This window comes from Novosphingobium sp. BF6 (assembly GCF_058273105.1).
In genome coordinates this window covers 145,823-170,463 of record NZ_CM177775.1, presented here as the reverse complement: position 1 = coordinate 170,463, position 24,641 = coordinate 145,823, and the positions used below count along the sequence as shown (strand labels likewise).

The window sequence follows — 24,641 nt, the reverse complement described above, 5'->3', positions numbered from 1 at the left end:
GATAGTCGCAGACAGCGGCAGACAGGTCCTATGACCCCAATTCAGATTCGTGCGGAACTCGATGCGAGAAACATGTCCATCCGCGACCTCGCGGAAGCGACCGGCATCAACGAGAATCACCTATCGAAATCGCTTGGGAAGGCGGCTCGGCGCATAACTGCCGAGGAAATGCGCGCCATCGAAAAGATCTTCGAGCCGGAGGATCTGGAGGGTCGCATTCGCACCATTCCGCTATTGGGCACGGTGCCTGCCGGGAAGTTTACCGCGGCTGAGCAGATAGGTGGGCGCAGGATCCCTGTTTCTGATCCGGAGACGCCGAAGAACGCTTATGCGCTCACCGTGCGCGGGAACTCCATGGATCTCATCGTGCCGGACGGAACGACGCTCACGATAGATCCCGACGACAAGTCTCTATGGCCCGGCCGCCGCTATGTCATTCAAACGGAAGGTGGCGAGACCACGTTTAAAGAGTTTCAGGCAGACCCAGCCCGGCTGGTGCCTTGCTCAACTGACGACAGTCATCAGGAGATCCTGCTTGGCAGCGAGCCCATACTCGTTCTCGGCCGGGTCTGGTCTTACACGATGCGTGACAACGACCTGCCTAGGCGGTCTGCTCAATAAATCGCTCATGCACTTCTTCGATCTCGCCAGGCACTGAGACGAAGAATTTACCCCACTCGTCGAACTGACCGATGCCCAGTTCGACGGCGTCTTGTTGCGCCTGTTGCCGCACCCGGCGCCACGGGCCCTTTGGGCGACCGAACACGCGAACTCGGAAACACAACGACATGCAGGGCTCCTTTCAAGAATCAATTGTTCCCTATATGTTCTGCTTATGTCACCGGCGGGTTAACATGTGAAGAGCGCACACTACTGAACGCAGAGCCGTCTATCTGCGAATGTCGCAGAAAAACCTCTTGACCTGAAGTCTGCGACTATCGCATACAAGTCTTCGACAGGCAGATCCGCCTGACGGAGACCGCCGATGCACATCGCATCCTCACACACCGTCCTGCTCGACATCACGCTGAACGTCACCGGTTGGCGCGGCGTTCGCCTTAGTTGGCGCGCGTTCGGTGCCGTCGCCCCCCTGATCCCCACGCTGGCCGACGCCATTGCAGATCTCGAGGCGCTGTGATGATCCGGCTGCGCCTGACCACTGGCCCCCTCGTCACCTTCGACAACTTCATCGACCTGTTCGACTACGTCGTTGAGCGCATGATCCAGCGGGGCGAGCTGTGAAGCCCGTCCTCACCTACGCGGCGGTAATCGCCTGCGGCACCGCAGCGCTGTTCGGCATGGACGCCTGGTGCGGCCACCTGATGGCCACCAGCCGCACGGTCCGCGACTTTGCCCTGACCCCGGCCTTCGGCGTCGTCGCCATCCTCGGCGGCGTCGCTGTCGCGCTCGTGGCGTTCTTCGCCCTGGTCCACATCCTGCTTCCCCGCCCGGCGGGTCGCATGGCGAGCGGGGAGGGCGAATAATGTCCACCCGCTCGCCCCTTCGGGAAGCCCTCATCATTCTCGCCATGTTCTGCGCCCTGTGCGGCGCGGCTGGCGCTGGCGCGCTCTGGGCAATGCTCACGACCTGGCGCCCCCTTTCCGCAGCACCGACCGGACAAATGCCCCCCGCCCGGTTTGCACAACCTGCCCACGGTGACGGTGCCGCCGTGGGCCACCCCTCCCAGCCGGAGACGATCGATGACTGACAAGACGAAAGGCGGCTGGTGGGCCAGCCATGACGGCGAGTTCTACAAGGTAGGCCCGCTCGCGACGCGCGAGGAGGCCCTGAAAGAAGGCGCCGAGCAGTTTGGCGGGCGAGCCTTCTACATCGCCGAGGCGGGCCTCCACGAGATCAAGTTCAGCGCGGAAGACCTGATCGACGATCAATACTTCAACGCCGATGACCTCTGGTACGACTGCGACGGCGCTGACCGGTGCGGCGACAGCAGGGCGGCCGACGCCGAGTTGCAGCAGCTCCTCGACGGCTGGCTGGCAAAGCACATCGGCACGTTCCGCAGCCCCACCGCCTTCGCCTGGTCGCGAAACGAGGAGCTGATCCCCGCCGGTGCGGTCAGCGGGGAGATCTCGGCATGAAGCTCGGATACGCCTCCCTCCCTGAAATGCAGGCCTGGGCGCAGACCATCATGGCGCGGCAGCAGGACGTCACCATCGGTGAGGACTACATGCGTCGCTGGTGGGTCATCCCGCGCAACGAGAACGCGAACGTCTACCTGCACCGTATCCTCAAGAGCGACGACGATCGCGCGATGCACGACCACCCTTGGTCGAACATCAGCTATCTCCTGTTCGGCAGCTATTGGGAGCACACCCCCGAGGGCAAGTTCCTCCGCAAGGCGGGGGACGTGGTCTCGCGCCCGGCCGAGGCGCTGCACCGGCTGGAGGTGATCCCCGGCATGGAGGCGATTTCCCTCTTCATCACCGGCCCGAAGGTCCGGGAGTGGGGATTCGCCTGCGAGCACGGCTGGGTCCACTGGGAGGACTTCACCAGCGCGGACGGGACGCGCACCGGCGCCGGATGCGGCGAGTATGGCGCCCAGTCGCCGGTTACGCCCGCGGGCCAGCCGCGCCAGGTGCTGGCATGAGCGCGCACCGCATCCCGCGCTGGACAGCGTCGGAGCTAGCGATCCTGCGCGCGCAGTACCCGGAACGCGGGATCGACGTCGTTGACGCCCTGCCGGGCCGCTCCTGGCATTCGATCTACGTCAAGGCGAGCAAGCTGGGCCTCCGCTCCGGTAAGATGGCCGATGCACCTAAGCCCCGCCTGTCCGGCGCCGATCTAGAACAAGCGATTCGCCTGCGTGAGGTCGAGGGCTGGTCCTTCGCTCGTATCGGTGCGCAGTTCGGCGTGGCCGAGGCCAGCGCCTGCAATGCGGTGCTCATCGCTCTTTGTACCCGACGCGGCTACACCCCAGCCGAACGGGACGCGCATGGCCGCCTCACGGATCAAGGCAAGGAGCGGGTACGCTATGCCCTGAAGAAGGGCCTCAAGGGCGTCGATATCCAGCTTCGCCTCGGCGTGTCTGCGGCATGCGTCGCGGAACAGCGCCGCCGGTACAACGCGGATCTGCTGGCGCGCGGCAAAGCGATGCTCCCGCCGCCGGGAGGCGGAGAGGCCTATTCCGGCGCGAAGCTGACCAAGGCCAAGCGCGCCGAGGTCGAAGCCCTGTTCATGCGGGGGCTGGGGACGCTCAAGGTTTCGGAGCGCAGCGGGGTCTCGAAGACGAGCTGCACGCGTATCCGCAACCGCCTCATCAAGCGGCTGAAGCGCAAGGGCGAGATCCTGCCCGGCTGCGACGCCTCGGGCGCCCGGCGCACCCAAGCCGAGAGCAGCCGCTTCATCACCCACGAGCAGCGGGAGGCCTTCCGGCGTCTCGTGTTGGACCGCGTCCCGGTGGCGCGGGCGGCGGGGATGGTCGCGATTGGCACATGCAGCGCCTACAAGCTGCGCGACGCCATTGCGGTCGAGCTTCGGGAGCGGGGCGAGGCCCTTCCTGCGCCGGAACGGCCCGGTCGTGTCCGCGCCGGTCGGTTCGTCCAGCCGCACTGGCCGCCCCAGGGCAAGGCCGCGATGTTCGAGTTCCGCGAGCTGCTGCGCGAGCACGGCTTCGACGATGCCAAGGCCATCTGGCGCAAGCGCATCGGCGACGCGGAGAAGGCCGAGGCCCGGCGCCCGAAGTCCTTCGAGGAGCAACTCGCCCTCGTCGAAGCGGGCAAGCTCAACATCACCGCCGCGCTCGGCCGGGGACACCTTGAGCCGACATTCCAAGAATCGCGGAGGGTAGCATGACCCGCAAGGAAGCCGCTCTGCTCCGCCAGCGCGAAACAGCGCTCGACACCTATCTGGCCAGCCGCCCCGAAGGCGCGGACGCGGCCAGCCTCTCCCGCTCCTACGGCCTGCCCATCCAGCGGGTCGAGACCATCATGAGGAGGTTCGGATATGCTTGATAATGCGATTTCGGCCGACCAGGTGCGCGCCCGCGCGGGCGTTGCACTCCCGGAGGCTCAGGCCGCCGTCTACATGCAGAGCGCGAAGCTGGAAGGCTGGTCGCTGGCTGAGTTTCAGGACCGGACCAGCATGTCCAGCCGCGACGCCCGCGCGCTCGCCTACCGCTTCGGGATCGAGTTCGAGGACTTCGACCCTCTGTCGCCGCCGGTCGAGCTGGTGTGGCGCAAGGCGAAGAAGGGCTGGGAGCTGTATCAGGGCAAGGAGGCGGTAGGCCTCTGTGTCCGGCACGACCTCGGCATGCCCCAGGGCAAGGTCTACATCGTCGAGGCCTACGAGATCCGCGTCACGGCGGTCACGGCCCGCGCGGCCATGGCGCAGGCGGCCAGCAAGATTGATGCGCTCTCGCCGGACCTCTTCGACGGCCAGCCGGTCCTGACCCGCATCGAGGAGCAGGACGGGGACGTCGATACGCTGTTCCCGAAGCTCGACGAGAAGTTCCACGCCTGCCGGAAGGCCTTCAACTCATGAGTGCGTCCGGGACTTCCACCGACAGGCTAGTCCTCGTTCGGCTCAACCGAAATGAGGTTGGTGATTTTGTATCCAGCGACCTTGCCGCCTACGGTTTTGACGGAGCCATCCACCCAAAAAATTTGCTCAAAAGGGTTCCCGTCGTGGTGCAGGATAGCGGCTTTTACCGCTTCGCTTCCGAACGTGAGCTTGCGCTCCTTGGCCGAGAACTGGTCGATGATGCCGTAATCGCCAGACTTGCCCGGAGGGGCATTTCTCATTTGAAACAAGCTCATTGGCTCATTTTCAAAGCGTGTCTCATCCGGAAACTTCGAGTTCAAAAGGTGATTCGCGTTATGGCGGATCGCGGCCGCCTCCACTGGGACTATGGGGTAAGAATTGACGATCGTTCCGCCTCGGTTGTCAATGATATTGATGACCGCACCGGGCGCGTCGATTGCAAGCGGGCCGACGAATGCAGCAGCATTCTTAACCGTTGCTCGATCCAGCTCCTTCGATGTGGCATCGAGGTGCAGTATCGACTGCAGAACGCTGTAAAATGCGCCCGCAAAATCCTTGAGCTTGTCGTAGGAGTCGTAAAGGTCTGCGGTCGACTTCCCGAGCGCAACCAGCTCTGTAATTATGCTTCCCGCGCGTATCTCGTGGACGAAAAGACGGGTTGCTACATCGAACCCGCCTTGATCGGCGACGGTTCTCTTGAATTGATCGCCCAAAGCAGAAAGCGAGCTCGTGAAATCAAGAAGCTCAACGGGCTTCTGGTTCTTGTACTCGATAACCAGCTTCGTATCAGCCATTCATTAAGCCCCGAGATATCTTCGATAAACAGGACTGAAATGAACGATGGCAGGGGCACCTTCAACCTCTTTCGGTTTGGGGTGGCAGATGATTAATCGTACCGCCCGCGTCATCCATGCGTTGGGTCGCCGGATCTCCGAGCAGGGAGATATGCACATCCGTGTCTCTCGCCATACCATGAAGGTGCTGATGCGCGCCGTCGGAGTGGGGGACTGGGACCCCGGGTGTGACGACTTCCGAGAGATCGACGCCCTAGCCCTCGATATGCTTCGCCACCTGGCCTGGAAGACCCTGCCATGACCATCTACAGCATCGCCGACAAGTACCGGCGGGCGCTCCGCCACGGCACCGGCGTCCGCTTCTCCCTCGAACAGCTCCAGGAGCTCGCCGGTCACGGTGTGCTCGAACTCATTTCCAAGATCGAAGCGAACGAACTATGCCCCGCGAAACCAGCCCCTTCATCCTCGGCGACTACTGGCTCGACAAGCGCCGCGATGGAAAGTCACCCGACATCTGGCAGATCGCCGGACGCGAGAAGGGGCAGCTTGTCTATCGAAGCACTAAGTGCCGGGATGTAGAGAAGGCGAAGGAGGCCCTCCGCACCTTCGATTCGCAGGGGCGTGCGAAGCAGAAGCAGAGCAACGAGGATGCGGAGCTGGTGCCCCAGCTCTTCCTCTACCTGAGGGAGCACGGGCCGGACGTTCACCGCCTCGATACGGTGAAGTCCTCGTTCCGCGCATGGCTGGGCTTCCTGATGCAGGACGAGCTGACCACCGGCGCGAAGGTCTCGGACCTGTCGAAGGGCGTCGTCACCCGGTTCCGCCGGTGGCGCATGGGGCCGCACGAGTGGTCCGTGCCCTGGAACGGCAAGCTCTACGACCACAAGAGCAAGGGCGTCTCGGGTGAGGCGGTCCAGCGGAACATCGACGATCTGCGCGCCGCGCTCCGTTACGCCGAGGAGGAAAACCGAATCGACAAGGCGCCGAGGATCCCAAGCGTGGAAAAGACCCTTCGCTCCAAGCCGCGCCGCCTGGTGCTCACCCCGGCGCAGCTCGGCGCGATCGTCGCCTATGCCGACCATGAGCCTGACGTGCAGGCATGGCTATGGCTGCTGATCGGTACCGGCGTCCGGCCCGACGCGGGCCTCGCCTTCGTCCCGGCGAATCAGTGGCACGGCCCGGTCGCCAACATGCACCCGACCGGCTGGCCTGAGACGAACAAGCGCAACCCGGTCGTGCCGGTGATCGAGCCGCTGCGGAAGAAGCTGGAGGAATGGCCGGGCGGCAAGGTGGTGAAGTCGCGCAAGATCTGGTGGCGCACGATGCGGCGCCTGCTGGACCTACCCCCCAAGGTTATCCCCAAGACGATTCGCCACACCGTCGCGTCCCACCTCCGCAACAGCGGGGTCCCGGGCGAGCAGATCAGCGCGCTACTCGGCCACAAGGACGAAGACGACACCCTGGAGACGACATCGGAGATCTACGCCCACGTCGATCCGGTGAAAATGAAGGCGACGATTCGCGCGCTGACCAAGCTGTGGGAGCAGGTGGACAAGGAGGCCACCAAGTGGCGGCGTGTCCATTTCGTGTCCATCACCGACGACAACAACAAATCTATCGAGAAGTTGAAGCCCTGAATATCTAGGGAAAGTCGAGGTTTAGGAATGGTGGGCGGTAACGGGCTCGAACCGCTGACCCTCTCGGTGTAAACGAGATGCTCTACCAACTGAGCTAACCGCCCTGGGCACCCCGGTGGGGTGTCCTGATTGAGGTCGCTTTACGGCAAATTGTCGCCGGGTCAACCGGCGACGACGCTATTTTTGCGGGTTCTTCGCACTTTGCCCCGGCGGAAAACCTACCAGTCGAACCATCGACGCTCGCGGCGGACCGTGGGAGTAACGACAGTGCCGGGCGTGGCTTCGACATAAGCCGGTGCAGCGCGATCTTCGGCTATGGCATCGGCGCGGGCTTCCGCGCGGGCGGCGCGCAGTTCGGCGTCGCGGATGCGCTCTTCGGCATTGCGCGCTTCCAGTTCGCCCCGACGCTCGCGGGCGATCGCGTAGTAGTGGCTCCACATCTGGCTATGCGCGAAGGCGAGGCACAGGCCGCCGATGATCGCGACGTTCTTCAGCGCCATGATCTGCTGCATCGGATCGGTGAACTTGTTGTGGAAGAACAGGATCGTGGCGGCGACGAAACCTATGAGCAGCACCGACACCAGCCTCACCATAAAGCCGGCGGCAAGACAGAGACCGGCAATCAGTTCGAACAGGCCGACGGGGATCGCGAGACCGCCGGGCAGGCCTGCGGTGACGATCATGGTCTCGGTAGAGGCGACATCCATCAGTTTGGAGGCGCCGGAAATCACGAAGATCAGGGCGATCAGGAAGCGCCCGACAATGGCTGCTATCTTGGACATGTCTTCTCTCCCGACATGGCGTTCATGCCGGGAGAAGCGGACGTATCGGGGGATTGTTCCCCGAAGCGCGCCTTAGAGCTTGGGCAGGGTGACGCCGCGCTGGCCCATGTATTTGCCCGCGCGATCCGCATAGCTCGTCTCGCAAGGCTCGTTGCCCTTGAGGAACAGGAACTGGCAGGCGCCTTCGTTAGCGTAGATCTTGGCAGGCAGCGGCGTCGTGTTCGAGAATTCCAGCGTGACGTGGCCTTCCCAGCCGGGCTCCAGCGGGGTGACGTTCACGATGATGCCGCAGCGGGCATAAGTGCTCTTGCCCAGGCAGATGACCAGAACGTCGCGCGGCACGCGGAAATATTCGACCGTGCGGGCCAGCGCGAAGGAATTGGGCGGGATCACGCAGACGTCGGTCTCGCGGTCCACGAAGGAGTTGCTGGCGAAGTCCTTGGGATCGACCACCGCCGAATCGACATTGGTGAAGATCTTGAACTCGCGCGCGACACGGGCGTCGTAGCCGTAGGACGAGAGGCCATAGGAAATGCAGCCGTCGCGGCGCTGGGCCTCGACGAAGGGCTCGATCATTCCGTGTTCGAGCGCCTGCTCGCGGATCCACTTGTCGCTGAGAATAGACATGGCCGTGGTGATTGCCGATGGACGAGGCGCGGGCAAGATCGGAGCGCCATATTGTCCACCACGGATGACGGCCTTGCGGACGAGTTGCTTATTTAGAGGGGTATCACCTGCCGTCATTGCGAGGAGGCGACGCCGACGAAGCTGCGCTCGTAATGACGAAAAGGGGGCTGCAAAAAACGCCTTTTAATTTCAGCATTAACGACTCGCTGCTATGCCCGGCGGCATGACCGCTCAAACTCGCATTCTCGTCGTCTTCGGCACGCGTCCGGAAGCGATCAAGCTGTTTCCCGTGATCCATGCGCTCAAGGCCGATCCGCGCTTCGAATGCGTGGTCTGCGTTTCGGCGCAGCATCGCCAGATGCTCGACCAGGTGCTGGAAATCGCCGGAATCGTGCCCGACCACGATCTCGACGTGATGCAGCCGGACCAGACGCTCGACGCGCTGACCGCCAACCTGCTCACCGGGCTGGGCAAGGTGATGGATGCGGCTAGGCCCGACCGGGTGATCGTGCAGGGCGATACCGCCACGGCCATGGCGGGGGCGCTCGCGGCCTATTACCGCAAGCTGCCGGTCGATCATGTCGAGGCGGGGTTGCGCTCGGGCAATATCTACCACCCATGGCCCGAGGAAGTGAATCGCAAGATCATCGGCTCCATGGCGAGCCTGCACTTCGCGCCGACCGAGACTTCGCGCAATGCGCTGGTGAAGGAGAACGTCGATCCTGCGCGCGTCCATGTCACCGGCAATACCGTGATCGACGCCTTGCACTGGGTCACGGCCGAGATCGAGCGGGAGCCGTCGCTGGCCGCCGGGCTGGCCGAACTCGAAACGCGGTTCGCGGGCAAGCGGATCATCGGCGTGACCAGCCACCGCCGTGAGAACTTCGGCGAGGGCATGGAGCAGATTGCCGCCGCCATCCGCCGGATCGCCGCGCGAAGCGATACCGCCGTGATCTTCCCGGTTCATCTCAACCCCAACGTGCGCCAGGTCATGAACGAGCGCCTGTCCGGCCTCGACAATGTCGCGCTGATCGAGCCGCTCGATTACCCGCACTTCGCGCGGCTGCTGGCGATCGCCGAGGTGATGCTGACCGATTCGGGCGGCGTGCAGGAAGAGGCGCCCGCGCTGGGCAAGCCGGTGCTGGTCATGCGCGAGACCACCGAGCGGCCCGAGGGCGTCGCCGCCGGGACCGCGAAGCTGGTCGGAACCTCTGCCGAGACGATCGTTTCCGAAATATCAACCTTGCTGGATGATAGAGAGGCCTACGAGGCCATGGCGCGCGCCCACAACCCCTTCGGGGACGGGCAGACCTCGCGCCGAATCTTGGAGTTGCTTGCCGATGAAATCCGACACCAAGCCTGACGTCTGCGTCGTGGGGCTGGGCTATATCGGCCTGCCCACCGCCGCCGTGATCGCCCGCGCCGGTTGCAGGGTGCTGGGTCTCGACGTTTCGCAGAGCGTCGTCGACACCATCAACCGGGGCGAGATCCATATCGAGGAAGTCGATCTCGACGGTCTCGTGCAGGGCGTCGTCTCGCGCGGGCTGCTCTCGGCCTCGACCCAGATCGCCCCGGCGGACATCTTCGTGATCGCGGTGCCGACGCCCTTCGAAAAGGGCGAAGGCGGCGAGCACGCGCCGGACATTTCCTATGTGCTGGCGGCGGGCCGCTCGGTCGCGACCGTGCTCAAGGCGGGCGACGTGGTGATCCTCGAATCGACTTCGCCGGTCGGCACCACCGAGCAGTTGCGAGACCTCATTGCCGAGCTGCGCCCGGACCTGAAAATTCCCGGCCTCACTCGCGATACGCCGGACGTCTCGATCGCCTATTGCCCCGAGCGCGTGCTGCCCGGCCGCATCCTCGAGGAACTCACCAACAACGACCGTTCGATCGGCGGCATCACCCCGCGCTGCGCCCGCAAGGCGCTGGCCTTCTACAAGCGCTTCGTGCGCGGCGAATGCGTGACCACCGATGTCCGCTCGGCGGAAATGACCAAGCTGGTCGAGAACGCCTACCGCGACGTCAACATCGCTTTCGCCAACGAACTGTCGATGGTGGCGGACCGCATGGGGCTGGACGTGTGGCAAGTGATCCGCCTCGCCAACCGCCATCCGCGCGTCAATATCCTGACGCCGGGGCCGGGCGTCGGCGGGCACTGCATCGCCGTCGATCCCTGGTTCATCGTCCACGGCGCACCTGAGCAAACCCCGCTGATCCGCACCGCGCGCAGCGTCAACGACCGCAAGATGAGCCATGTCATCGCCCGCGCCGAAGCGCTGGTGGAGGCAAACCCGGAGGCGAAAGTCGCCTGCCTCGGCCTCGCCTTCAAGGCCAATATCGACGATTTCCGCGAGAGTCCGGCGCGCTTCGTCGCCAGCCGCCTTGCCCGCAAGTTCGGCAGCCGCATCCATGTGGTGGAACCTTACGCGGCGCAGCTTCCCATCGAGTTCACCGACACCGGCGCCGTCCAGATCGACATCGACGATGCGCTGGAGACTTGCGAGATCCTGATCGTCCTGGTCGATCACGACGTGTTTCGCGTTGTGCCGCTGGCCGAGCGGGCGACCAAGCTGGTCTACGATACCCGCGGCATCTGGCCGGATCAGCCGCGCGTCGTACGCGACGAGGAAGCCCGGCTGGCGCTCACCGCCTGACGGCAGCCGGCATCGACGTTTCCGGCCCCCGCATCGGCAGGGGCCGGGAAAGCCTTACTTGCAGACCTTCATCTTCTTGCCGTGCTGCACGACATAACGGCAGGAAACCTTCCTGTGCGCGGTCTTCCTGACCGTGGTCTGGCGATGCGTGGTCTTCTTGACGACCGCAGGCTTGTGGGAAGCGCTGGAGTGCGGATGGGGCTGCGCCGAAGCGGCTCCGGCTCCAAACGTTGCAAGCGCGAGGGCGGCGAGCAGGGCGGTACTGGTCTTCATGATAGGGATACTCGATTTCCACATTCGGGCGGCCTTGCGGCCACAGCGTCGCACCCGCTGTCCGGCTAGCAAAGCACGGGCGCGGCTGAAGTTGCGGTGAACGTGGACAGATTTTCGAAGCGGACGTCGCTTTTCAGCAGGCGACCACGTTGATGGCGAGGCCGCCCTGGCTGGTTTCCTTGTACTTGCTGGACATGTCGAGGCCGGTCTGGCGCATCGTCTCGATGACCTGATCGAGCGAAACGCGCGGGGTTTCGCCCGCATGGAGCGCCAGCTTGGCGGCATTGACCGCTTTCACCGAGGCGATCGCGTTGCGTTCGATGCAGGGAATCTGCACCAGTCCGCCGACCGGGTCGCAGGTGAGGCCGAGGTTGTGCTCCATGCCGATCTCCGCCGCCGCGCAGACCTGTTCCGGGGTGCCGCCCCAGACCGCCGCGAGGCCTGCCGCCGCCATCGAACAGGCCACGCCCACTTCGCCCTGGCAGCCCATCTCCGCACCCGAGATCGAAGCGCGCTGCTTGTAGAGCAGGCCGATCCCGGCAGCGGTCAGAAGATAGCGCCGCGCTTTCGAGGGAACGGCCTTGCGGCCTTCGCTGCAATATTGCCGCAGCAGCGAGGGCACGATGCCCGCCGCGCCGTTGGTGGGGGCGGTGACGACCCGGCCGCCGCTGGCGTTCTCCTCGTTCACCGCCATGGCGTAGAGGTTCAGCCAGTCCATCAGGGTCTCGGCCTGGTTGTCCTGCGGGCGCGAGATCAGGTTCTGGTGTATCGCGCGGGCGCGGCGGCGCACCTTGAGCGCGCCCGGCAGCAGGCCCTCGCGTTCGAGGCCGCTGTCGATGCACTGGTTCATGGCGTCGGCGATCATGTCCAGCCCGGCGAAGGTCTCTTCCTCCGGCCGCCGCGCCGCCTCGTTGGCGAGCATGACCCCGGCGATGTCGAGGCCGCTTGTCGCGCAGACTTCCAGCAGCTGCGCGCCCGAGCCGAAGGGCCAGGCGACCGGCGGGCCATGCGTGACCTGATCGTCCGGGGCGGGCTGTTCGAGCTGGTGGCGGCTGGAGAAGAAGCCACCGCCGGTCGAGAAATATTCGTGCCGGGCGATCTCGCCGTCCTCGGCGTCGAAGGCGGTCAGGACCATGCCGTTGGGGTGGAGATCCGGGATATGATCGAAGTCGAGCACCAGATCGGCCTTGGGATCGAAGGTGATCTCGCGGCGACCGAGCAGGGCGATTCGCCCGGATGCGCGGACTTCGGCAGCGGCGGCATGGGCCTGGCCGGGATCGGCGGTCTCGGGCTGAAAGCCGATCAGGCCCATCAGGCAGGCGTCGGGCGTGCCGTGGCCTTCGCCGGTCAGGGCCAGCGAGCCTTGCAGTTCGACGAGAACGCGGGCGATCCGATCGAATTGTCCGGCGTCGTCCAGAATCTGGAGAAAGCGCGCGGCGATTCGCATCGGCCCCACGGTGTGCGAACTCGAAGGGCCAAGGCCGATGCGGAACAGGTCGAGAGCGGAGATCAAAGGGCGGACTCACGCAAGACTGCGGGGAAGGGCACTGCAAACTCTCCGAATGACGACCAGACAGCATGGATTGGCAGACAGCGTGGATAGGCATCGCCGGGGCGGATGCAATGGTCATCGTCGGCCAAAGTGAGCGGGACCGGGGGCGGTGCGACAAAATCGTCGCAGGTCGGGGGCGGATCAGGTGCCGAGCAGATGCAGGGCAACCTGCCGCCGGTGCGCCATGCGGCGGTGCTCGGCAAGGTAGATGCCCTGCCAGGTGCCGAGCGTCATACGCCCGCCGATCACCGGAATCGAAAGGTTCACGCCGGTCAGCACGGCCTTGAGGTGGGCGGGCATGTCGTCCGGGCCTTCGTCGTCATGGGCATAATGACGGCCTTCGGGCGCGAGCCGGTCCAGCCAGTCGAGCAGGTCGCTGCGCACTTCGCGCGCGGCGTTCTCCTGGATCAGTAGCGATGCGGACGTATGACGGCACAGCAGGGTGAGCAGGCCCTCCGCGATCCCGGTGCCGTGCTGCCACGCGGCGATTTCGCGGGTGATATCGGTAAGGCCCCTGCCGGGGGTGTCGAAGGAAAGGATGGTGACGGCCTGTTTCATCGGGCCTTTCTGGACCGTCTGCGGAAAGGCATCAATGACGCGAAATCGTGCCCCAAAGGCCACGAATTCGGGCTTGACCTAATGGTAAGGGGGTGGAAAAGTCTCTCTTCATCGCTTCCACCGATCTTTTGCGGGGGTGCTGATTGACCTGTCGGATTCGCGGATTTCTGCGCTTTTCAGCCCCTTTGCCGACAGCAGTGGGGCACTTTTTGCGCATGCCGGAGTGCACTGGCGATTGATCTAGCCATATCTGCCGCGTATTGCCCCGCACTGCGGCGGGCCCGACAGGCCAGCGCGGAGCACGTCGCACACAGAGATCGTTCGGTCGCACGGGGCGCAGGAAAGCAGGCCCCGAACACGGCGCCCGAAGGGTCCAACAGGCGAGCCCGGACTCACCGGGCCGCACGAGATTCACGCAAGGGTTCGTCATGAGTTGGCTTAGCAAGGTACGCAATTCCCTCGGGAGCCTGAAGAAACGGGATACGCCCGACAACCTGTGGACCAAGTGTCGCGGGTGCGGCGAAATGCTGTTCACCAAGGAGTTCGAGGACAATCTGTCGGTCTGCCCGCGTTGCCAATACCATGGCCGCATCGGCGCGCAGGAACGCTTCGACCAGCTGCTCGACGCCGGTTACGCCGTGCTGCCCGCCGCCAAGGTTCCGGAAAACCCGCTGAACTTCCGCGACAGCAAGAAGTATTCCGACCGCATCAAGGCCGCCCGCGCCGCCAATCCCTTCCCCGATGCGCTGACCAATGCGCTCGGCGCGGTCGAGGGCAAGAAGGTCGTGCTCGGCGTGCAGGATTTCGCGTTCATGGGCGGCTCGATGGGCATGGCCGTGGGCGAAGCATTCGTCGAGGCGGTCGAACGCGCCATTGCCGAAAACTGCGGCTATGTGATCTGCACCGCTGCCGGCGGCGCCCGCATGCAGGAGGGTATCCTCTCGCTCATGCAGATGCCCAAGGCGACCGTCGCCATCCGCCGCCTTGCCCGCGCCGGACTGCCCTATATCGTCGTCCTGACCGATCCCACCACCGGCGGCGTCACTGCCAGCTACGCGATGCTGGGCGACGTCCAGATCGCCGAGCCGGGCGCGCTCATCGGCTTTGCCGGCCAGCGCGTGATTCAGGACACCATCCGCGAAAAACTCCCCGACGGCTTCCAGCGCGCCGAGTACCTCCATGCCCACGGCATGGTCGACATGGTGGTCCACCGCAAGGACCTCAAAGGCACGCTGGCCTCGCTGCTCGAATATCTTGAACGAAAGGAAGTTGCGTGAACATCGACAGCGCGCTGGTACGCGAGCTCGCCGAGCTCCTCGCTGAAACCGGCCTGACCGAAATCGAGGTCGAAGACGGCGAACGCAAGATCAAGGTCGTGCGCCAGGTCGCACAGCAGATCGTCGCGGCTGCCGCCCCGGCCCTGGCTGCTGCCCCGGTTGCCGCGGCTGCCGCTCCGGTCGCCGAAGCTGCTCCGGCCGCTCCGGTCGATGCGGTCAAGTCGCCGATGGTCGGCACCGTCTACCTCGCCCCCGAACCCACCGCGCCGAACTTCATCAGCGTCGGCCAGCAGGTCAAGGCCGGCGATGTGCTGGTGATCGTCGAGGCGATGAAGGTCATGAACCAGATCGTCGCCCCCAAGGCGGGTACGATCCAGGCCATCCTCGTCGACAACCAGCAGCCGGTCGAATTCGACCAGCCGCTCGTCGTGATCGCCTGAGGACTGTAATCTGATGGCCATCAAGCGCCTCCTGATTGCCAACCGCGGCGAGATCGCGCTGCGCATCCACCGCGCCGCGCGCGAGATGGGCATCGAGACCGTGGCGGTCCATTCGACCGCCGACGCCGACGCCATGCATGTGCGCCTTGCCGACCACGCGGTCTGCATCGGTCCGCCCGCGGCCAAGGATTCGTATCTCAACGTCGCGGCGATCATCGCCGCCGCCGAGATCACCCATGCCGACGCGATCCACCCCGGCTACGGCTTCCTCTCCGAGAACGCCCAGTTCGCCGAGATCGTCGAGGCGCACGGCCTGATCTGGGTCGGCCCCAAGCCCGAGCACATCCGCACGATGGGCGACAAGGTGGAAGCCAAGCGCTCCGCTGGCGCGCTCGGCCTGCCGCTGGTTCCGGGCTCGGACGGCGCGATCGAGGACTTCGCCGAAGCGCGCGATCTGGCCGAGACGATCGGCTATCCGGTGATCATCAAGGCCGCTTCGGGCGGTGGTGGTCGCGGCATGAAGGTCGTGAACTCGGCCGAGGAACTCGAAAGCCAGATGGGCCAGGCCCGTTCGGAGGCGAAGGCCGCCTTCGGCGACGCCACCGTCTACATGGAAAAGTACCTCGGCAACCCGCGCCACATCGAGTTCCAGATCTTCGGTGACGGCAAGGGCGAGGCGGTCCACCTCGGCGAGCGCGACTGCTCGCTCCAGCGCCGCCACCAGAAGGTGCTGGAAGAAGCGCCGTCGCCGGTCATCACCCCCGAAGAGCGCGACCGCATGGGCGGCATCGTCTCGAAGGCCATGGCCGACATGGGTTATCGCGGTGCCGGCACGATCGAGTTCCTCTGGGAAAACGGCGAGTTCTACTTCATCGAAATGAACACCCGCCTTCAGGTGGAGCATCCGGTGACGGAAGCCATCACCGGCGTCGATCTCGTGCGCGAGCAGATCCGCGTGGCCGACGGCCAGCCGCTCTCGTTCAAGCAGCACGAGATCGAGTTCAAGGGCCACGCCATCGAATGCCGCATCAATGCGGAAGACCCGTGGAACTTCACCCCCTCGCCGGGTCAGGTGACGAACTACCACGCGGCGGGCGGCATGAACGTGCGCGTCGATTCGGGACTCTACACGGGCTACCGCATCCCGCCGTACTACGATTCGATGATCGGCAAGCTGATCGTCTCGGGTCGTACCCGCCAGGGCGCGATCATGCGCCTGAAGCGCGCGCTGGAGGAAATGGTGATCGACGGCGTCAAGACCTCGATCCCGCTGCACCAGGCCCTGCTCGAGGACCCCGAGTTCCAGAGTGGCGAATACACCATCAAGTGGCTGGAAGAATGGCTGGCCAAGCGCGCCTCCTGAGGCGCGCCGACACCGGCAGGTAAACGGAAAGAGCATGATCTCGTTTCTTGAATTCGAAAAGCCCATCGCGGCGCTCGAAGCCCGCATCGCGGAGCTGCGCACGACCGCCAGCGACAGCGACCTCGACATCGCGGGCGAGATCGCGCGCCTGGAGAAGAAGAGCGCGGGGATGCTGGCGGCGACATATGCCAAGCTGACGCCCTGGCAGAAGACGCAGGTGGCGCGCCATCCGCAGCGTCCGCACTTCGTGGACTACGTGCGGATGGGCTTCACCGACTTCATCCCGCTCGGCGGCGACCGCCTCTATGGCGAGGATGCGGCGATCATCGGCGGCTTCGCGCGCCTGAACGGCCGCAAGGTCATGGTGATGGGCCACGAGAAGGGCCACGACACCGCCACGCGCATCAAGCACAACTTCGGCATGGCCAAGCCCGAAGGCTACCGCAAGGCGATCCGCCTGATGGAGATGGCGGGCAAGTTCGGCCTGCCGGTCGTCACGCTGGTAGACACCGCGGGCGCCTTCCCTGGCGTCGAAGCCGAGGAACGCGGCCAGGCCGAAGCGATCGCCCGTTCGATCGAGGCCTGCCTTGCCGTGCCGGTGCCGATCGTTTCGGCGATCGTCGGCGAGGGCGGCTCGGGCGGCGCCGTGGCGCTGGCCGCGGCCGACCGCGTGCTGATGCTCGAACACTCGATCTACTCGGTGATCTCGCCCGAGGGCGCGTCGTCGATCCTCTGGCGCACCCCGGACAAGGCGCCCGACGCCGCCGAAGCCATGAAGGTGACGGCGCAGGACCTGCTGGCGCTCAACGTCGTCGAGCGAGTCGTGGCCGAGCCGGTCGGCGGTGCCCACCGCGATGCGCAAGGCGCGGCGCAGGCCCTGTTCGGCGCGATCGAGCAGGAACTCGACGTGCTCGAAGCCGTACCGCCTCAGGAGCTGCTCGCTCGCCGCGAGGAACGCTTCCTGGCCATCGGCCGCGCGTGATTTGAGAAGGGCGTCGGCTTCGGTCGGCGCCTTTTTCCTTTACGGCGCAAGTGCGCCTGTCCCCATTGACCGCCTCCGCCTGCTGTGCCAGAGCGCGGGACCATCGATCGCCCCGGGTTATCCCGGACCGCCGATCTGCGGGTGTAGCTCAATGGTAGAGCAGCAGCTTCCCAAGCTGAATACGGGGGTTCGATTCCCCTCACCCGCTCCATTCCCTGACATTTACGAACAGCTCGTCACTTGTACTGGACAAGGCGGCACCCTTGGTATGTCCTGAGCGGGTTTCCGTCTGGGCATAGGGGAATAGCATGACACCGATCGAACGTGGGATGCAGGCTCTGGCGGTCTCTTTGGGCAGCAAACCGGAAGCGCTGGATGACGAATCGCGCAGGAAGCTTGCTGTCGCGGTCCATGCGGTTCTGGAAGCGGTTCGGGAACCCGACCAATTCATGATGGAATCGGGCGCGGAGATCGTCCGTTATGTCGGCAACGGCGAAAGTGACGAGGCGTACCGCGACGATGCCGCCAATATCTGGCGCTCCATGATCGCTGCCGTTCTCGCCGAAGGCTGACAAGGCATCCGGGCAAGAAAAAAGGGGCCGTGTTGCCACGGTCCCCTTCTTTCGTTCGGCTTGAAGCTGCCTTAGCGGGCGCCGCCGAACAGGTCGGCCAGCTTGACCCTGGCGCCCACGAAGACATAGCGGCCCACCGCGCTGATCGGGATGTTCAGGCTGCCGATATCGGGCTTCTGGTCGAACAGGTTGTTCACGCCGCCGTAGAGGGTGAACTGCTCGCCCACGTCATACGTCACGCTGAGGTCGTGCGAGAAGCGTTCCTTGAGCTTGAGATATTCGGGCGCGACGATGTCCGGGTTCGCGGCGATCGTCTGGCGGTCGTAGCGATAGACCGCCGAGGCGTAGTTGACCTGCCAGTCGAGACCGAAGGCGCCGCTCTGCCAGGTGAGGTCGGCGGTGACCTGGTACTTGGGCGCGCCCGCCACATAGGCGTTGTTGACCGTGGCGGCGCCGGGGATCGGCACGGCGGTCAGACGGTGGAGATAATTGGCCATGATCCTTGCGCCGAAGGTCCCGGCCCCGGCGGTCGGCACCGAATAGGCCAGCGCGAGGTCGAGGCCGGAGGTGCGGATCTGCGCGACGTTGAACTGGGTGAGCTGGAAGCCGGTGATATTACCGGCGCCGGTTCCGCCGTTCTGCCGCGTGATCGCACCGCAGTAGGGATTGTCGAGGCTGGCCTGATCCACGCAGAGATTGGCGAGGGTCTGGGCGGAGACGGCGCTGATCGCATTGCGAATACGGATATCGTACCAGTCGGCCGACAGCGTCAGGCGCGGGAGAAAGCCGGGCTGGAGCACGGCACCGGCCGTCCAGGTCCTGGCGGTCTCTTCCTTCAGATCGGGATTGCCGACGCCGTAACCCGCGATCCCCTGGCCGACGATGCCGTTGAAGGTGGCCGGATCGGCGCCGAGACCGGTGAGCAGGGCGCTGCAATTCGCAGCGCGGTACGGCGTGCCGTTCTGGACATTGTTGATGCCGCAAGGGTCGTTGATCGCCTGGGCGGTCTGCGTGGGGCTGGTATAGAGTTCGGTGATGTTCGGTGCGCGCACCGACTTCGAGTAGGAACTGCGGAACGTCACGTCCCGCACCGGCGCCCATTCGCCGCCGATCTTCCAGGCGCCGGTCGAACCCACGCTGGAATAGTCGGAATAGCGGACCGCGCCGTTGACCGACAGGCGATGCGCGAAAGCCATGTCGGCCAGGATCGGCACGTTCACTTCGCCGAACAGTTCCCAGACGTCGAACGAGCCCTTCGAAGTGCCCAGTGCGCTGGTGAAGGTCAGCCCCTGCGAAACCAGCGGGTCGGCCACGAAGCGGCTCTTTTCGCTGCGGTATTCACCGCCGAGAGCGAAGGAGATCGGGCCGCCGGGAAGCTCCAGAAGCCCGTGCGTATCGCCGGTCACGGAACCGCTGACGACATGTTGGGTCAGCGTCGTGCGGTCGATGGTGTCGGCCATGATCCAGTCCAGCGCGGCCCGGTTCGCGGCGTTGTTCTCGCCGAAGAGGTTGAGCGGCTGGCAGTCTCCCGCCGCGAAAGTCACCGGCGGGATCGGGGCGCGGTTGCGGTTGTAGGGCTGGAACGGCGTCCATCCGGCCTGGGTGTTGACGCGGCAGGTCACGCCGCCCCCACCGTCGCTCACCGCGTCGATCGCGGCGAGGTAGCGATCGGTCAGCATATTGTTGACGTAGCGCGATTTCACTTTGGTCTGGCCGAAGACGTAGGACACGTCGTAGCGCAAGTTGGGGCTGAGCTGCCCGCGCGCGCCGACGACGCTGCGGACGGTTTCGCGAGTGATATCCTCGCCGCGGCGGCCGAAGTCGAAATTGTCGCGATTGACGAGCACGCCGCCGATCGCAGGATTGATGGCGGCCTGAACCGATGCCGGGAGGTAGGGATTGTCCTGCGGGATGAAGAGGTAATAGTCGAAGGTCGGCTGGCCCAGCGAGAACGAGCGGCTGCGCGCATACTTGCCCTCGGCATAGAGGGTCAGCGCGCTGCTGACGTCGAAGTGCGCCGAGGCGCTGACGACATCGCGCCTGATCCGGGGCAGGAGGTCGTTGCCGTAGTCCGAGACCAGGGTGCCCGAACCGCCCTGCTGGTAGCCGGGGGCAATGATGGTGCCGTGATCGAAGGGCTGGCCGTCGGCGCCGACGAAGTCCGGCATGCCGTCGAAATTGACATCGATCGCGCCTGCGCGCGAAGTGTCGAAATAGCGGATGTTCCGCAGGGGCACGTTGTCGGGGATGCCGTCGTTGCTGACCAGTCCGGCTTCGGTGTCGGCAGGGTTGTGATAGAAGTCGACCTTGTTCTCGCCGTCGAGATAGCGCCGTGAATGGGCGCTGAGGCGGTCTTCCTCGCCGTGCTCCCAGGCGAGGGCGATGTTGCCGCGGCCGCCTGCGAAGTTATGTCCGGCGGTCAGGGCGATCAGGCGCTGGCCGGCATCGCCATGGCCTGAAATGCCGGTCTGGACGCGGGCGGTCACGCCTTCGAAGTCCTGCTTCTGGATGAAGTTCACGACGCCGGAAACGCCGTCCGCGCCATAGACCGCCGAGGCGCCGCCGGTGAGCACTTCGACGCGCTCCACGAGGGCGAGCGGGATCGTGTTGATGTCCACCGACTGGGTCCCGGCGACGGAGGCGACCTGGCGGCGGCCGTCGATCAGCACCAGCGTCCGCTGCGTGCCGAGGTTGCGCAAGTTGAGCAGGTTGAGGCCGGTGAAGCCGATCCCGGCACGATTGCCGCTGGTCTGGTAGGAATCGACCGAGTTCTGGAGGGCGGGAATGGTCTTGAGGAAGTCGGTCAGGTTCGTCGAGCCGGAATCCGAGATGTCCTTTGCGGTCACGACAGTGACGGGGCTGGGCGTGTCGGAAGCGGCCTGGGCGATGCGCGAGCCGGTAACGACGATCGCTTCCCCGGCGACGGCATCCGCGGCAGAGGCGTCCTGTGCAAGGCCATGCTGCGGAAACAGAAGGGCGAGGGCCGACAGGGAGGCTCCGCCGAGAAGGACCGTGTCCTTGCGGGTCATCATTTTTCGCGTTCCTTAGACAGTCGCATCGATCCGACCCGGCCGAGGACTGGCCGGAAGGGTTTGCGGCGGCGGTACGCGAAGAGATTTACGCAGCTCTTAACGGGAATTGTAATGCTGCATTCGCGGAATTATGGCGGCTTTCCGTTGTAGTATTGCAACAGTTCTGTCGTGCAGGAAGCCGGGATGTCTTCGACGCGATTTCCCGGCTTCCCGCACCGATCAGGCCGGGTTCCAGCCGATCACTGCCTTCGTTTCCAGATACTCGGCGAAACCATGCTCGCCCCATTCGCGGCCGTTGCCTGAGCGCTTGTAGCCGCCGAACGGCGCGTGGAAGTCGAAGCCGCCGTTGACCCAGATTGCCCCCGTGCGCATCCGGCGCGAGACGGCGCGGGCGGCGTCGAGGTCTTCGCCCGAGACATAGCCGCCAAGGCCGAAGTTGGAATCGTTGGCGATGGCCACCCCGTGATCCACATCGTCGTAGCCGATGATGACGAGCACAGGGCCGAAGATTTCCTCACGCGCGATGACCATGTCGTTGGTGCCGACGAAGACGGTGGGCTTGACGTAGTAGCCCTTGTCGAGTCCCTCGGGCTTGCCGGGGCCACCGGCGATCAGCCTGGCGCCTTCCTCGATGCCCCGTTCGATATAACCCTGGATGATCTCGTACTGGCTCTTCGAGACGACCGGGCCCATCGCGAAGTTGCCCTTGGGATCGCCCACGGTGACGCCGTTCGCTGCCTCGGTGGCGGCGGCGATGGCGTCATCCATGCGGGCGCTGGGCACCAGCAGGCGCGAACCGGCCGAGCAGGTCTGGCCGGAATTGCCCATCATGCCCCCGGTGGCGGCCGCGACATTGGCGGCGAGCGAGGCGTCGTCGAGCACGATCCATGCCGACTTGCCGCCGAGTTCGAGGCCGACGCGCTTCACGGTGTCGGCAGCGTCCTTCTGGATCTGCACGCCCACCGGTTCGGAGCCGGTGAAGGAGATCATGTCCACATCCTCATGCGTGGAAAGCGCGGTGCCGATCTCGCTGCCCTTGCCCTGTACCATGTTGAACACGCCTGCGGGGACGCCCGCGTCGTGCAGGATTTCGGCAAGGATCTGGGCCGAGTACGGCGCGAGTTGTGGCGGCTTCAGGATCATCGTGCACCCGGCGGCGAGCGCCGGGAATATCTTCACGCACGTCTGGTTCATCGGCCAGTTCCACGGCGTGATCAGCCCGCAGACGCCGATCGGTTCCTTGCGGATCAGGGTGACGCCGCGCTGTTCCTCGAACTTGAATTCCTTCAAGACTTCGATCGCGGTGGAAAGGTGGCCCTTACCCAGCAGCGTGTGGAAACCGCAGGCGAGCGACATCGGCGCGCCCATTTCCTCGCTGACCGCCTCGCCCAGTTCGGTCTCGCGCTTCTGGTATTCGGCCAGGATCGTTTCGAGCAGGTCGAGGCGTTCCTTGGCGCTGGTCTCACCGAACGTGGCGAAGGCGCGGCGGGCGGCGGCGACGGCCTTGTCGACATCGGCGGCCGTGCCGAGCGAGATCGTGCCGGAAACTTCCTCGGTCGCCGGGTTGACGACTTGTGCGGTGCGCGGCGCGATGGGATCGACCCACTGACCGTCGATATAGAACTGGGTGTAATTGCGCATCGTTCTCTCCCGTTCCCAAGCCAAAACCGCCCCGCTCTCGGGTTGAGAGGGGGCGGTTTCGCTCAGACATGCATGTGTTTTCCGGCGTCCGGAATTACTGCGTACCCTCAGCATACCAGGTGCGGAATTCCGAGTAGTTCGGCATTTCTTCCGAGTTCGCGGCCGGGTCGATCGGCACGTGGATCACGGTGCAGCCGCCACGCTCATAAGCGCGCTTGATGGCCGGGCCGATGTCCGCCGCCTTCTCGACATATTCGCCCGCCGCGCCGAAGCCTTCGGCGATCTTGTCGAAGCGGACCTTGTCGGACCAGTGCACGCCGGTTTCCTTGGTGCCCTTGCCGAAGGTGCGCTTGTAGACGCCCACTTCGAGGCCCCACTGGAAGTCGACGCCGACCACGATCACCAGCGGCAGGTTCTTGCGCACGGCGACTTCGAGTTCGCCGACGTGGAACAGGAACGAGGAGTCCGAGGTGAGCAGCATGCCCGGACGGACCTTGCCGGTTTCGGCCTGGTCGGCGAGCATGGCGCCGGTGGCATAGGGCAGGCCGGTGCCGATGTGGCCGTAGTTCTGGTTCCAGATCACGTCATGCGGCTTGGCCTGCGAATAGGTCCACTGGAAGATTACGGTGGCGCCGCCGTCGCGGATCAGGATGCCGTCCTTCGGGAAGGCCCTGGTCGCTTCGGTGACGAACTGGCTGGTGTGCATCTTCGCGGTCGAACCGTCCGGCTTGGTCGCGGCTTCCTCTGCCAGTTCGACAAGCTGATCGGCATCGCGCTGGATGTATTCGGACAGCGACGGCGCCGCCTTGCGCGGGGTATCCTTCAGTGCGCGGACCAGCTGCGGCACCACGGCGCGGACATCGCCCACCAGCGGCACGTCGATCGGGCGGTTGACGCCGATCGCGGTCGGGTCCTGCTGGACGTAGATCCACTTGCGGCCCGCTTCGTTGTCTACCCAGTGGCGCCAGCGGCCATAGTGGCTCGGCTCGCCCAGTTCGGTAGCGAGCGCCACGCAGCAGTCGCTTTCGACGACGGCATCGATCGAGGCTTCCGAGAAGCCGTAGGGGAAAGTGCGATCCTCGATCCCGTCGATGAACGAGGTGCCGCCCGAGGTCTGGATCACCGGGCACTGCATCAGTTCGGCCAGTTCCTTGACCGAAGCGCCCGCCTTGGCGGTGTAGACGCCGTGGCCGACCAGCAGCACCGGGTTCTTGGCATTGCGGATGATCTCGGCCGCTTCGGCAATGCGGTCGCCATCGGCGCCCTGCATGGTCAGGCGGTAGCGATGCGGCGGCAGTACCGGCGGCAGGTCGAGTTCTTCGAGAATGACGTGCGCGGGATATTCGATATAGGCCGGTCCCGGCGTGCCCGACATGGCGACGCGGATCGCCTCGCGGACGATTTCATCGGTCTGGTCGGCATATTCGATCGAGCTGGAGAACTTGACCGAATCCTCGATCATCGGCTCCTGACGCACGAACTGGATGCGGCCGCGGCGCACGCGGCGCTCGGTGATCCGGGCGCGCTGGCCGCCCATGAAGATCACCGGATCGTTCTCGACCTTGGCGCACTGGATCGCGGGCATCATGTTCGCCATGCCCGGCCCGAGCGTGCCGATGCAGAGCGCGGGCTTGCCGGTGATGCGGGCGGCGGCCGCCGCCATGTGGCCGGCGGACGCCTCGTGGTGCGGAGAAACGACGGTCCAGCCGCGCGTCTCGGCCTCAAGGAAGAGATGGACGAAGTTGGGATCCGGAATGCCGAACAGGGTCTTGATGCCCTCGGCCTCGAACAGATCGAGAATGCGCTTGTAGACCGGGGTGCCCTTTTGGGCCTTGGCCGGCGCTTCGGCTTGCGGCTGGTCGTCGTACATGGTGGTGCCTTTCTTCTCGATCCCAATTTTCGGTGCCGGCAGTTCTCAGGGAGCCTGCCTTTGGCAGCACACGGCTTGAACAGGTGGTTA

General features: G+C 64.9%; 27 protein-coding genes and 2 tRNA genes. 18 read left to right on the top strand and 11 right to left on the bottom strand.

Annotated elements, in window-relative coordinates:
- Positions 1–30: 30 nt before the first annotated feature.
- Positions 31–621 carry a LexA family protein gene (locus AC4D6D_RS00900; protein ID WP_491326121.1) on the top strand — a complete coding sequence of 197 codons (591 nt, stop codon included), beginning with the start codon at positions 31–33 and terminating at the stop codon, positions 619–621.
- Here AC4D6D_RS00900 and AC4D6D_RS00895 read toward each other — a convergent pair.
- Positions 602–790: a hypothetical protein gene (locus tag AC4D6D_RS00895; protein ID WP_491326120.1), complete on the bottom strand. Its 189-nt coding sequence runs from the start codon at positions 788–790 to the stop codon at positions 602–604. The genes AC4D6D_RS00900 and AC4D6D_RS00895 overlap by 20 nt on opposite strands.
- Before the next feature lie 195 nt (positions 791–985).
- Between AC4D6D_RS00895 and AC4D6D_RS00890 the strand changes: the two genes are divergently transcribed.
- From AC4D6D_RS00890 to AC4D6D_RS00860, 7 genes are all read left to right on the top strand, one after another.
- Positions 986–1,138 carry a hypothetical protein gene (locus AC4D6D_RS00890; protein WP_491326119.1) on the top strand — a complete coding sequence of 51 codons (153 nt, stop codon included), beginning with the start codon at positions 986–988 and terminating at the stop codon, positions 1,136–1,138.
- 100 nt (positions 1,139–1,238) lie between these two features.
- A complete protein-coding gene (locus AC4D6D_RS00885) occupies positions 1,239–1,484 on the top strand; it encodes a hypothetical protein (protein ID WP_491326118.1) in 246 nt (81 codons plus the stop codon).
- A 216-nt stretch (positions 1,485–1,700) separates the two neighbouring features.
- Positions 1,701–2,096 carry a hypothetical protein gene (locus AC4D6D_RS00880; protein WP_491326117.1) on the top strand — a complete coding sequence of 132 codons (396 nt, stop codon included), beginning with the start codon at positions 1,701–1,703 and terminating at the stop codon, positions 2,094–2,096.
- Complete coding sequence (locus AC4D6D_RS00875; protein WP_491326116.1) at positions 2,093–2,605, top strand: hypothetical protein; 513 nt, start codon at positions 2,093–2,095, stop codon at positions 2,603–2,605. The genes AC4D6D_RS00880 and AC4D6D_RS00875 overlap by 4 nt, the downstream gene beginning before the upstream one ends.
- Positions 2,602–3,810, top strand: coding sequence for a hypothetical protein (locus AC4D6D_RS00870; RefSeq protein WP_491326115.1), 1,209 nt, complete (start codon positions 2,602–2,604; stop codon positions 3,808–3,810). Before AC4D6D_RS00875 ends, AC4D6D_RS00870 begins: the two co-directional genes overlap by 4 nt.
- Positions 3,807–3,968: a hypothetical protein gene (locus tag AC4D6D_RS00865; protein ID WP_491326114.1), complete on the top strand. Its 162-nt coding sequence runs from the start codon at positions 3,807–3,809 to the stop codon at positions 3,966–3,968. The genes AC4D6D_RS00870 and AC4D6D_RS00865 overlap by 4 nt, the downstream gene beginning before the upstream one ends.
- Complete coding sequence (locus AC4D6D_RS00860) at positions 3,961–4,497, top strand: hypothetical protein (protein WP_491326113.1); 537 nt, start codon at positions 3,961–3,963, stop codon at positions 4,495–4,497. The genes AC4D6D_RS00865 and AC4D6D_RS00860 overlap by 8 nt, the downstream gene beginning before the upstream one ends.
- 26 nt (positions 4,498–4,523) lie before the next feature.
- Here the strand turns inward: AC4D6D_RS00860 and AC4D6D_RS00855 are convergent, their stop codons facing one another.
- Positions 4,524–5,291: a hypothetical protein gene (locus AC4D6D_RS00855; protein ID WP_491326112.1), complete on the bottom strand. Its 768-nt coding sequence runs from the start codon at positions 5,289–5,291 to the stop codon at positions 4,524–4,526.
- Positions 5,292–5,379: 88 nt separating this feature from the next.
- Here AC4D6D_RS00855 and AC4D6D_RS00850 point away from each other — a divergent pair, with 88 nt between their 5' ends.
- Positions 5,380–5,592: a hypothetical protein gene (locus AC4D6D_RS00850; protein WP_491326111.1), complete on the top strand. Its 213-nt coding sequence runs from the start codon at positions 5,380–5,382 to the stop codon at positions 5,590–5,592.
- A gap of 136 nt (positions 5,593–5,728) precedes the next feature.
- Complete coding sequence (locus AC4D6D_RS00845) at positions 5,729–6,928, top strand: tyrosine-type recombinase/integrase (RefSeq protein ID WP_491326110.1); 1,200 nt, start codon at positions 5,729–5,731, stop codon at positions 6,926–6,928.
- Positions 6,929–6,956: 28 nt separating this feature from the next.
- Here the strand turns inward: AC4D6D_RS00845 and AC4D6D_RS00840 are convergent.
- The 3 genes from AC4D6D_RS00840 to dcd all read right to left on the bottom strand — a co-directional run bounded on the left by AC4D6D_RS00840 (position 6,957) and on the right by dcd (position 8,337).
- Positions 6,957–7,032 (bottom strand) — tRNA-Val (locus AC4D6D_RS00840).
- A gap of 114 nt (positions 7,033–7,146) precedes the next feature.
- Complete coding sequence (locus AC4D6D_RS00835; protein ID WP_491326109.1) at positions 7,147–7,710, bottom strand: DoxX family protein; 564 nt, start codon at positions 7,708–7,710, stop codon at positions 7,147–7,149.
- A 72-nt stretch (positions 7,711–7,782) separates the two neighbouring features.
- The gene (gene dcd, locus AC4D6D_RS00830; RefSeq protein WP_147220647.1) at positions 7,783–8,337 is read right to left on the bottom strand and encodes a dCTP deaminase; all 555 of its coding nucleotides are present in this window, start codon (positions 8,335–8,337) and stop codon (positions 7,783–7,785) included.
- A gap of 223 nt (positions 8,338–8,560) precedes the next feature.
- On the opposite strand from dcd, the gene wecB reads away from it, so the two are divergent.
- Both wecB and wecC read left to right on the top strand, forming a co-directional pair.
- Positions 8,561–9,700 (top strand): non-hydrolyzing UDP-N-acetylglucosamine 2-epimerase, encoded by a 1,140-nt coding sequence (gene wecB, locus AC4D6D_RS00825; RefSeq protein WP_491326108.1) that lies wholly within the window; start codon positions 8,561–8,563, stop codon positions 9,698–9,700.
- A complete protein-coding gene (gene wecC, locus AC4D6D_RS00820) occupies positions 9,678–10,991 on the top strand; it encodes a UDP-N-acetyl-D-mannosamine dehydrogenase (RefSeq protein ID WP_491326107.1) in 1,314 nt (437 codons plus the stop codon). The genes wecB and wecC overlap by 23 nt, the downstream gene beginning before the upstream one ends.
- Positions 10,992–11,045: 54 nt before the next feature.
- Here wecC and AC4D6D_RS00815 read toward each other — a convergent pair whose 3' ends face one another.
- The 3 genes from AC4D6D_RS00815 to AC4D6D_RS00805 form a co-directional block, all read right to left on the bottom strand.
- Positions 11,046–11,264 carry a hypothetical protein gene (locus AC4D6D_RS00815; protein WP_491326106.1) on the bottom strand — a complete coding sequence of 73 codons (219 nt, stop codon included), beginning with the start codon at positions 11,262–11,264 and terminating at the stop codon, positions 11,046–11,048.
- 133 nt (positions 11,265–11,397) lie between these two features.
- Complete coding sequence (locus AC4D6D_RS00810) at positions 11,398–12,777, bottom strand: L-serine ammonia-lyase (RefSeq protein WP_147220652.1); 1,380 nt, start codon at positions 12,775–12,777, stop codon at positions 11,398–11,400.
- Between the two features lie 180 nt (positions 12,778–12,957).
- The gene (locus tag AC4D6D_RS00805) at positions 12,958–13,374 is read right to left on the bottom strand and encodes a secondary thiamine-phosphate synthase enzyme YjbQ (RefSeq protein WP_491326105.1); all 417 of its coding nucleotides are present in this window, start codon (positions 13,372–13,374) and stop codon (positions 12,958–12,960) included.
- 428 nt (positions 13,375–13,802) lie between these two features.
- Here AC4D6D_RS00805 and accD point away from each other — a divergent pair, with 428 nt between their 5' ends.
- The 6 genes from accD to AC4D6D_RS00775 all read left to right on the top strand — a co-directional run bounded on the left by accD (position 13,803) and on the right by AC4D6D_RS00775 (position 18,008).
- Positions 13,803–14,651, top strand: a complete 849-nt coding sequence (gene accD / locus AC4D6D_RS00800) for an acetyl-CoA carboxylase, carboxyltransferase subunit beta (protein ID WP_147220654.1) — start codon at positions 13,803–13,805, stop codon at positions 14,649–14,651.
- Entirely contained in the window at positions 14,648–15,091 is a 444-nt protein-coding gene (gene accB, locus AC4D6D_RS00795) for an acetyl-CoA carboxylase biotin carboxyl carrier protein (RefSeq protein WP_147220655.1), read from the top strand. Before accD ends, accB begins: the two co-directional genes overlap by 4 nt.
- 13 nt (positions 15,092–15,104) lie before the next feature.
- Entirely contained in the window at positions 15,105–16,454 is a 1,350-nt protein-coding gene (gene accC, locus AC4D6D_RS00790) for an acetyl-CoA carboxylase biotin carboxylase subunit (protein WP_147220656.1), read from the top strand.
- Positions 16,455–16,488: 34 nt separating this feature from the next.
- Positions 16,489–17,436 (top strand): acetyl-CoA carboxylase carboxyltransferase subunit alpha, encoded by a 948-nt coding sequence (locus AC4D6D_RS00785; protein ID WP_147220657.1) that lies wholly within the window; start codon positions 16,489–16,491, stop codon positions 17,434–17,436.
- Between the two features lie 137 nt (positions 17,437–17,573).
- A tRNA-Gly gene (locus AC4D6D_RS00780) sits at positions 17,574–17,647 on the top strand.
- Between the two features lie 97 nt (positions 17,648–17,744).
- On the top strand, positions 17,745–18,008 hold the full coding sequence (locus AC4D6D_RS00775; protein WP_491326104.1) for a hypothetical protein: 264 nt from the start codon (positions 17,745–17,747) through the stop codon (positions 18,006–18,008).
- A gap of 71 nt (positions 18,009–18,079) precedes the next feature.
- On the opposite strand, the gene AC4D6D_RS00770 is transcribed toward AC4D6D_RS00775, so the two are convergent.
- The 3 genes from AC4D6D_RS00770 to AC4D6D_RS00760 all read right to left on the bottom strand — a co-directional run bounded on the left by AC4D6D_RS00770 (position 18,080) and on the right by AC4D6D_RS00760 (position 24,551).
- Entirely contained in the window at positions 18,080–21,040 is a 2,961-nt protein-coding gene (locus AC4D6D_RS00770; protein ID WP_491326103.1) for a TonB-dependent receptor plug domain-containing protein, read from the bottom strand.
- A 219-nt stretch (positions 21,041–21,259) separates the two neighbouring features.
- Positions 21,260–22,681, bottom strand: coding sequence for an aldehyde dehydrogenase family protein (locus AC4D6D_RS00765; RefSeq protein WP_491326102.1), 1,422 nt, complete (start codon positions 22,679–22,681; stop codon positions 21,260–21,262).
- Positions 22,682–22,775: 94 nt separating this feature from the next.
- Positions 22,776–24,551: a thiamine pyrophosphate-binding protein gene (locus AC4D6D_RS00760; RefSeq protein ID WP_491326101.1), complete on the bottom strand. Its 1,776-nt coding sequence runs from the start codon at positions 24,549–24,551 to the stop codon at positions 22,776–22,778.
- Positions 24,552–24,641 lie beyond the last annotated feature (90 nt).

Bases quoted from the DNA above. Each gene is read 5' to 3' on its own strand.
- AC4D6D_RS00900 (WP_491326121.1), top strand. From the start codon at position 31: ATGACCCCAATTCAGATTCGTGCGGAACTCGATGCGAGAAACATGTCC.
- AC4D6D_RS00895 (WP_491326120.1), bottom strand. From the start codon at position 790: ATGTCGTTGTGTTTCCGAGTTCGCGTGTTCGGTCGCCCAAAGGGCCCG.
- AC4D6D_RS00890 (WP_491326119.1), top strand. From the start codon at position 986: ATGCACATCGCATCCTCACACACCGTCCTGCTCGACATCACGCTGAAC.
- AC4D6D_RS00880 (WP_491326117.1), top strand. From the start codon at position 1,701: ATGACTGACAAGACGAAAGGCGGCTGGTGGGCCAGCCATGACGGCGAG.
- AC4D6D_RS00875 (WP_491326116.1), top strand. From the start codon at position 2,093: ATGAAGCTCGGATACGCCTCCCTCCCTGAAATGCAGGCCTGGGCGCAG.
- AC4D6D_RS00870 (WP_491326115.1), top strand. From the start codon at position 2,602: ATGAGCGCGCACCGCATCCCGCGCTGGACAGCGTCGGAGCTAGCGATC.
- AC4D6D_RS00865 (WP_491326114.1), top strand. From the start codon at position 3,807: ATGACCCGCAAGGAAGCCGCTCTGCTCCGCCAGCGCGAAACAGCGCTC.
- AC4D6D_RS00860 (WP_491326113.1), top strand. From the start codon at position 3,961: ATGCTTGATAATGCGATTTCGGCCGACCAGGTGCGCGCCCGCGCGGGC.
- AC4D6D_RS00855 (WP_491326112.1), bottom strand. From the start codon at position 5,291: ATGGCTGATACGAAGCTGGTTATCGAGTACAAGAACCAGAAGCCCGTT.
- AC4D6D_RS00850 (WP_491326111.1), top strand. From the start codon at position 5,380: ATGATTAATCGTACCGCCCGCGTCATCCATGCGTTGGGTCGCCGGATC.
- AC4D6D_RS00845 (WP_491326110.1), top strand. From the start codon at position 5,729: ATGCCCCGCGAAACCAGCCCCTTCATCCTCGGCGACTACTGGCTCGAC.
- AC4D6D_RS00835 (WP_491326109.1), bottom strand. From the start codon at position 7,710: ATGTCCAAGATAGCAGCCATTGTCGGGCGCTTCCTGATCGCCCTGATC.
- dcd (WP_147220647.1), bottom strand. From the start codon at position 8,337: ATGTCTATTCTCAGCGACAAGTGGATCCGCGAGCAGGCGCTCGAACAC.
- wecB (WP_491326108.1), top strand. From the start codon at position 8,561: ATGACCGCTCAAACTCGCATTCTCGTCGTCTTCGGCACGCGTCCGGAA.
- wecC (WP_491326107.1), top strand. From the start codon at position 9,678: ATGAAATCCGACACCAAGCCTGACGTCTGCGTCGTGGGGCTGGGCTAT.
- AC4D6D_RS00815 (WP_491326106.1), bottom strand. From the start codon at position 11,264: ATGAAGACCAGTACCGCCCTGCTCGCCGCCCTCGCGCTTGCAACGTTT.
- AC4D6D_RS00805 (WP_491326105.1), bottom strand. From the start codon at position 13,374: ATGAAACAGGCCGTCACCATCCTTTCCTTCGACACCCCCGGCAGGGGC.
- accD (WP_147220654.1), top strand. From the start codon at position 13,803: ATGAGTTGGCTTAGCAAGGTACGCAATTCCCTCGGGAGCCTGAAGAAA.
- accC (WP_147220656.1), top strand. From the start codon at position 15,105: ATGGCCATCAAGCGCCTCCTGATTGCCAACCGCGGCGAGATCGCGCTG.
- AC4D6D_RS00785 (WP_147220657.1), top strand. From the start codon at position 16,489: ATGATCTCGTTTCTTGAATTCGAAAAGCCCATCGCGGCGCTCGAAGCC.
- AC4D6D_RS00775 (WP_491326104.1), top strand. From the start codon at position 17,745: ATGACACCGATCGAACGTGGGATGCAGGCTCTGGCGGTCTCTTTGGGC.
- AC4D6D_RS00770 (WP_491326103.1), bottom strand. From the start codon at position 21,040: ATGATGACCCGCAAGGACACGGTCCTTCTCGGCGGAGCCTCCCTGTCG.
- AC4D6D_RS00765 (WP_491326102.1), bottom strand. From the start codon at position 22,681: ATGCGCAATTACACCCAGTTCTATATCGACGGTCAGTGGGTCGATCCC.
- AC4D6D_RS00760 (WP_491326101.1), bottom strand. From the start codon at position 24,551: ATGTACGACGACCAGCCGCAAGCCGAAGCGCCGGCCAAGGCCCAAAAG.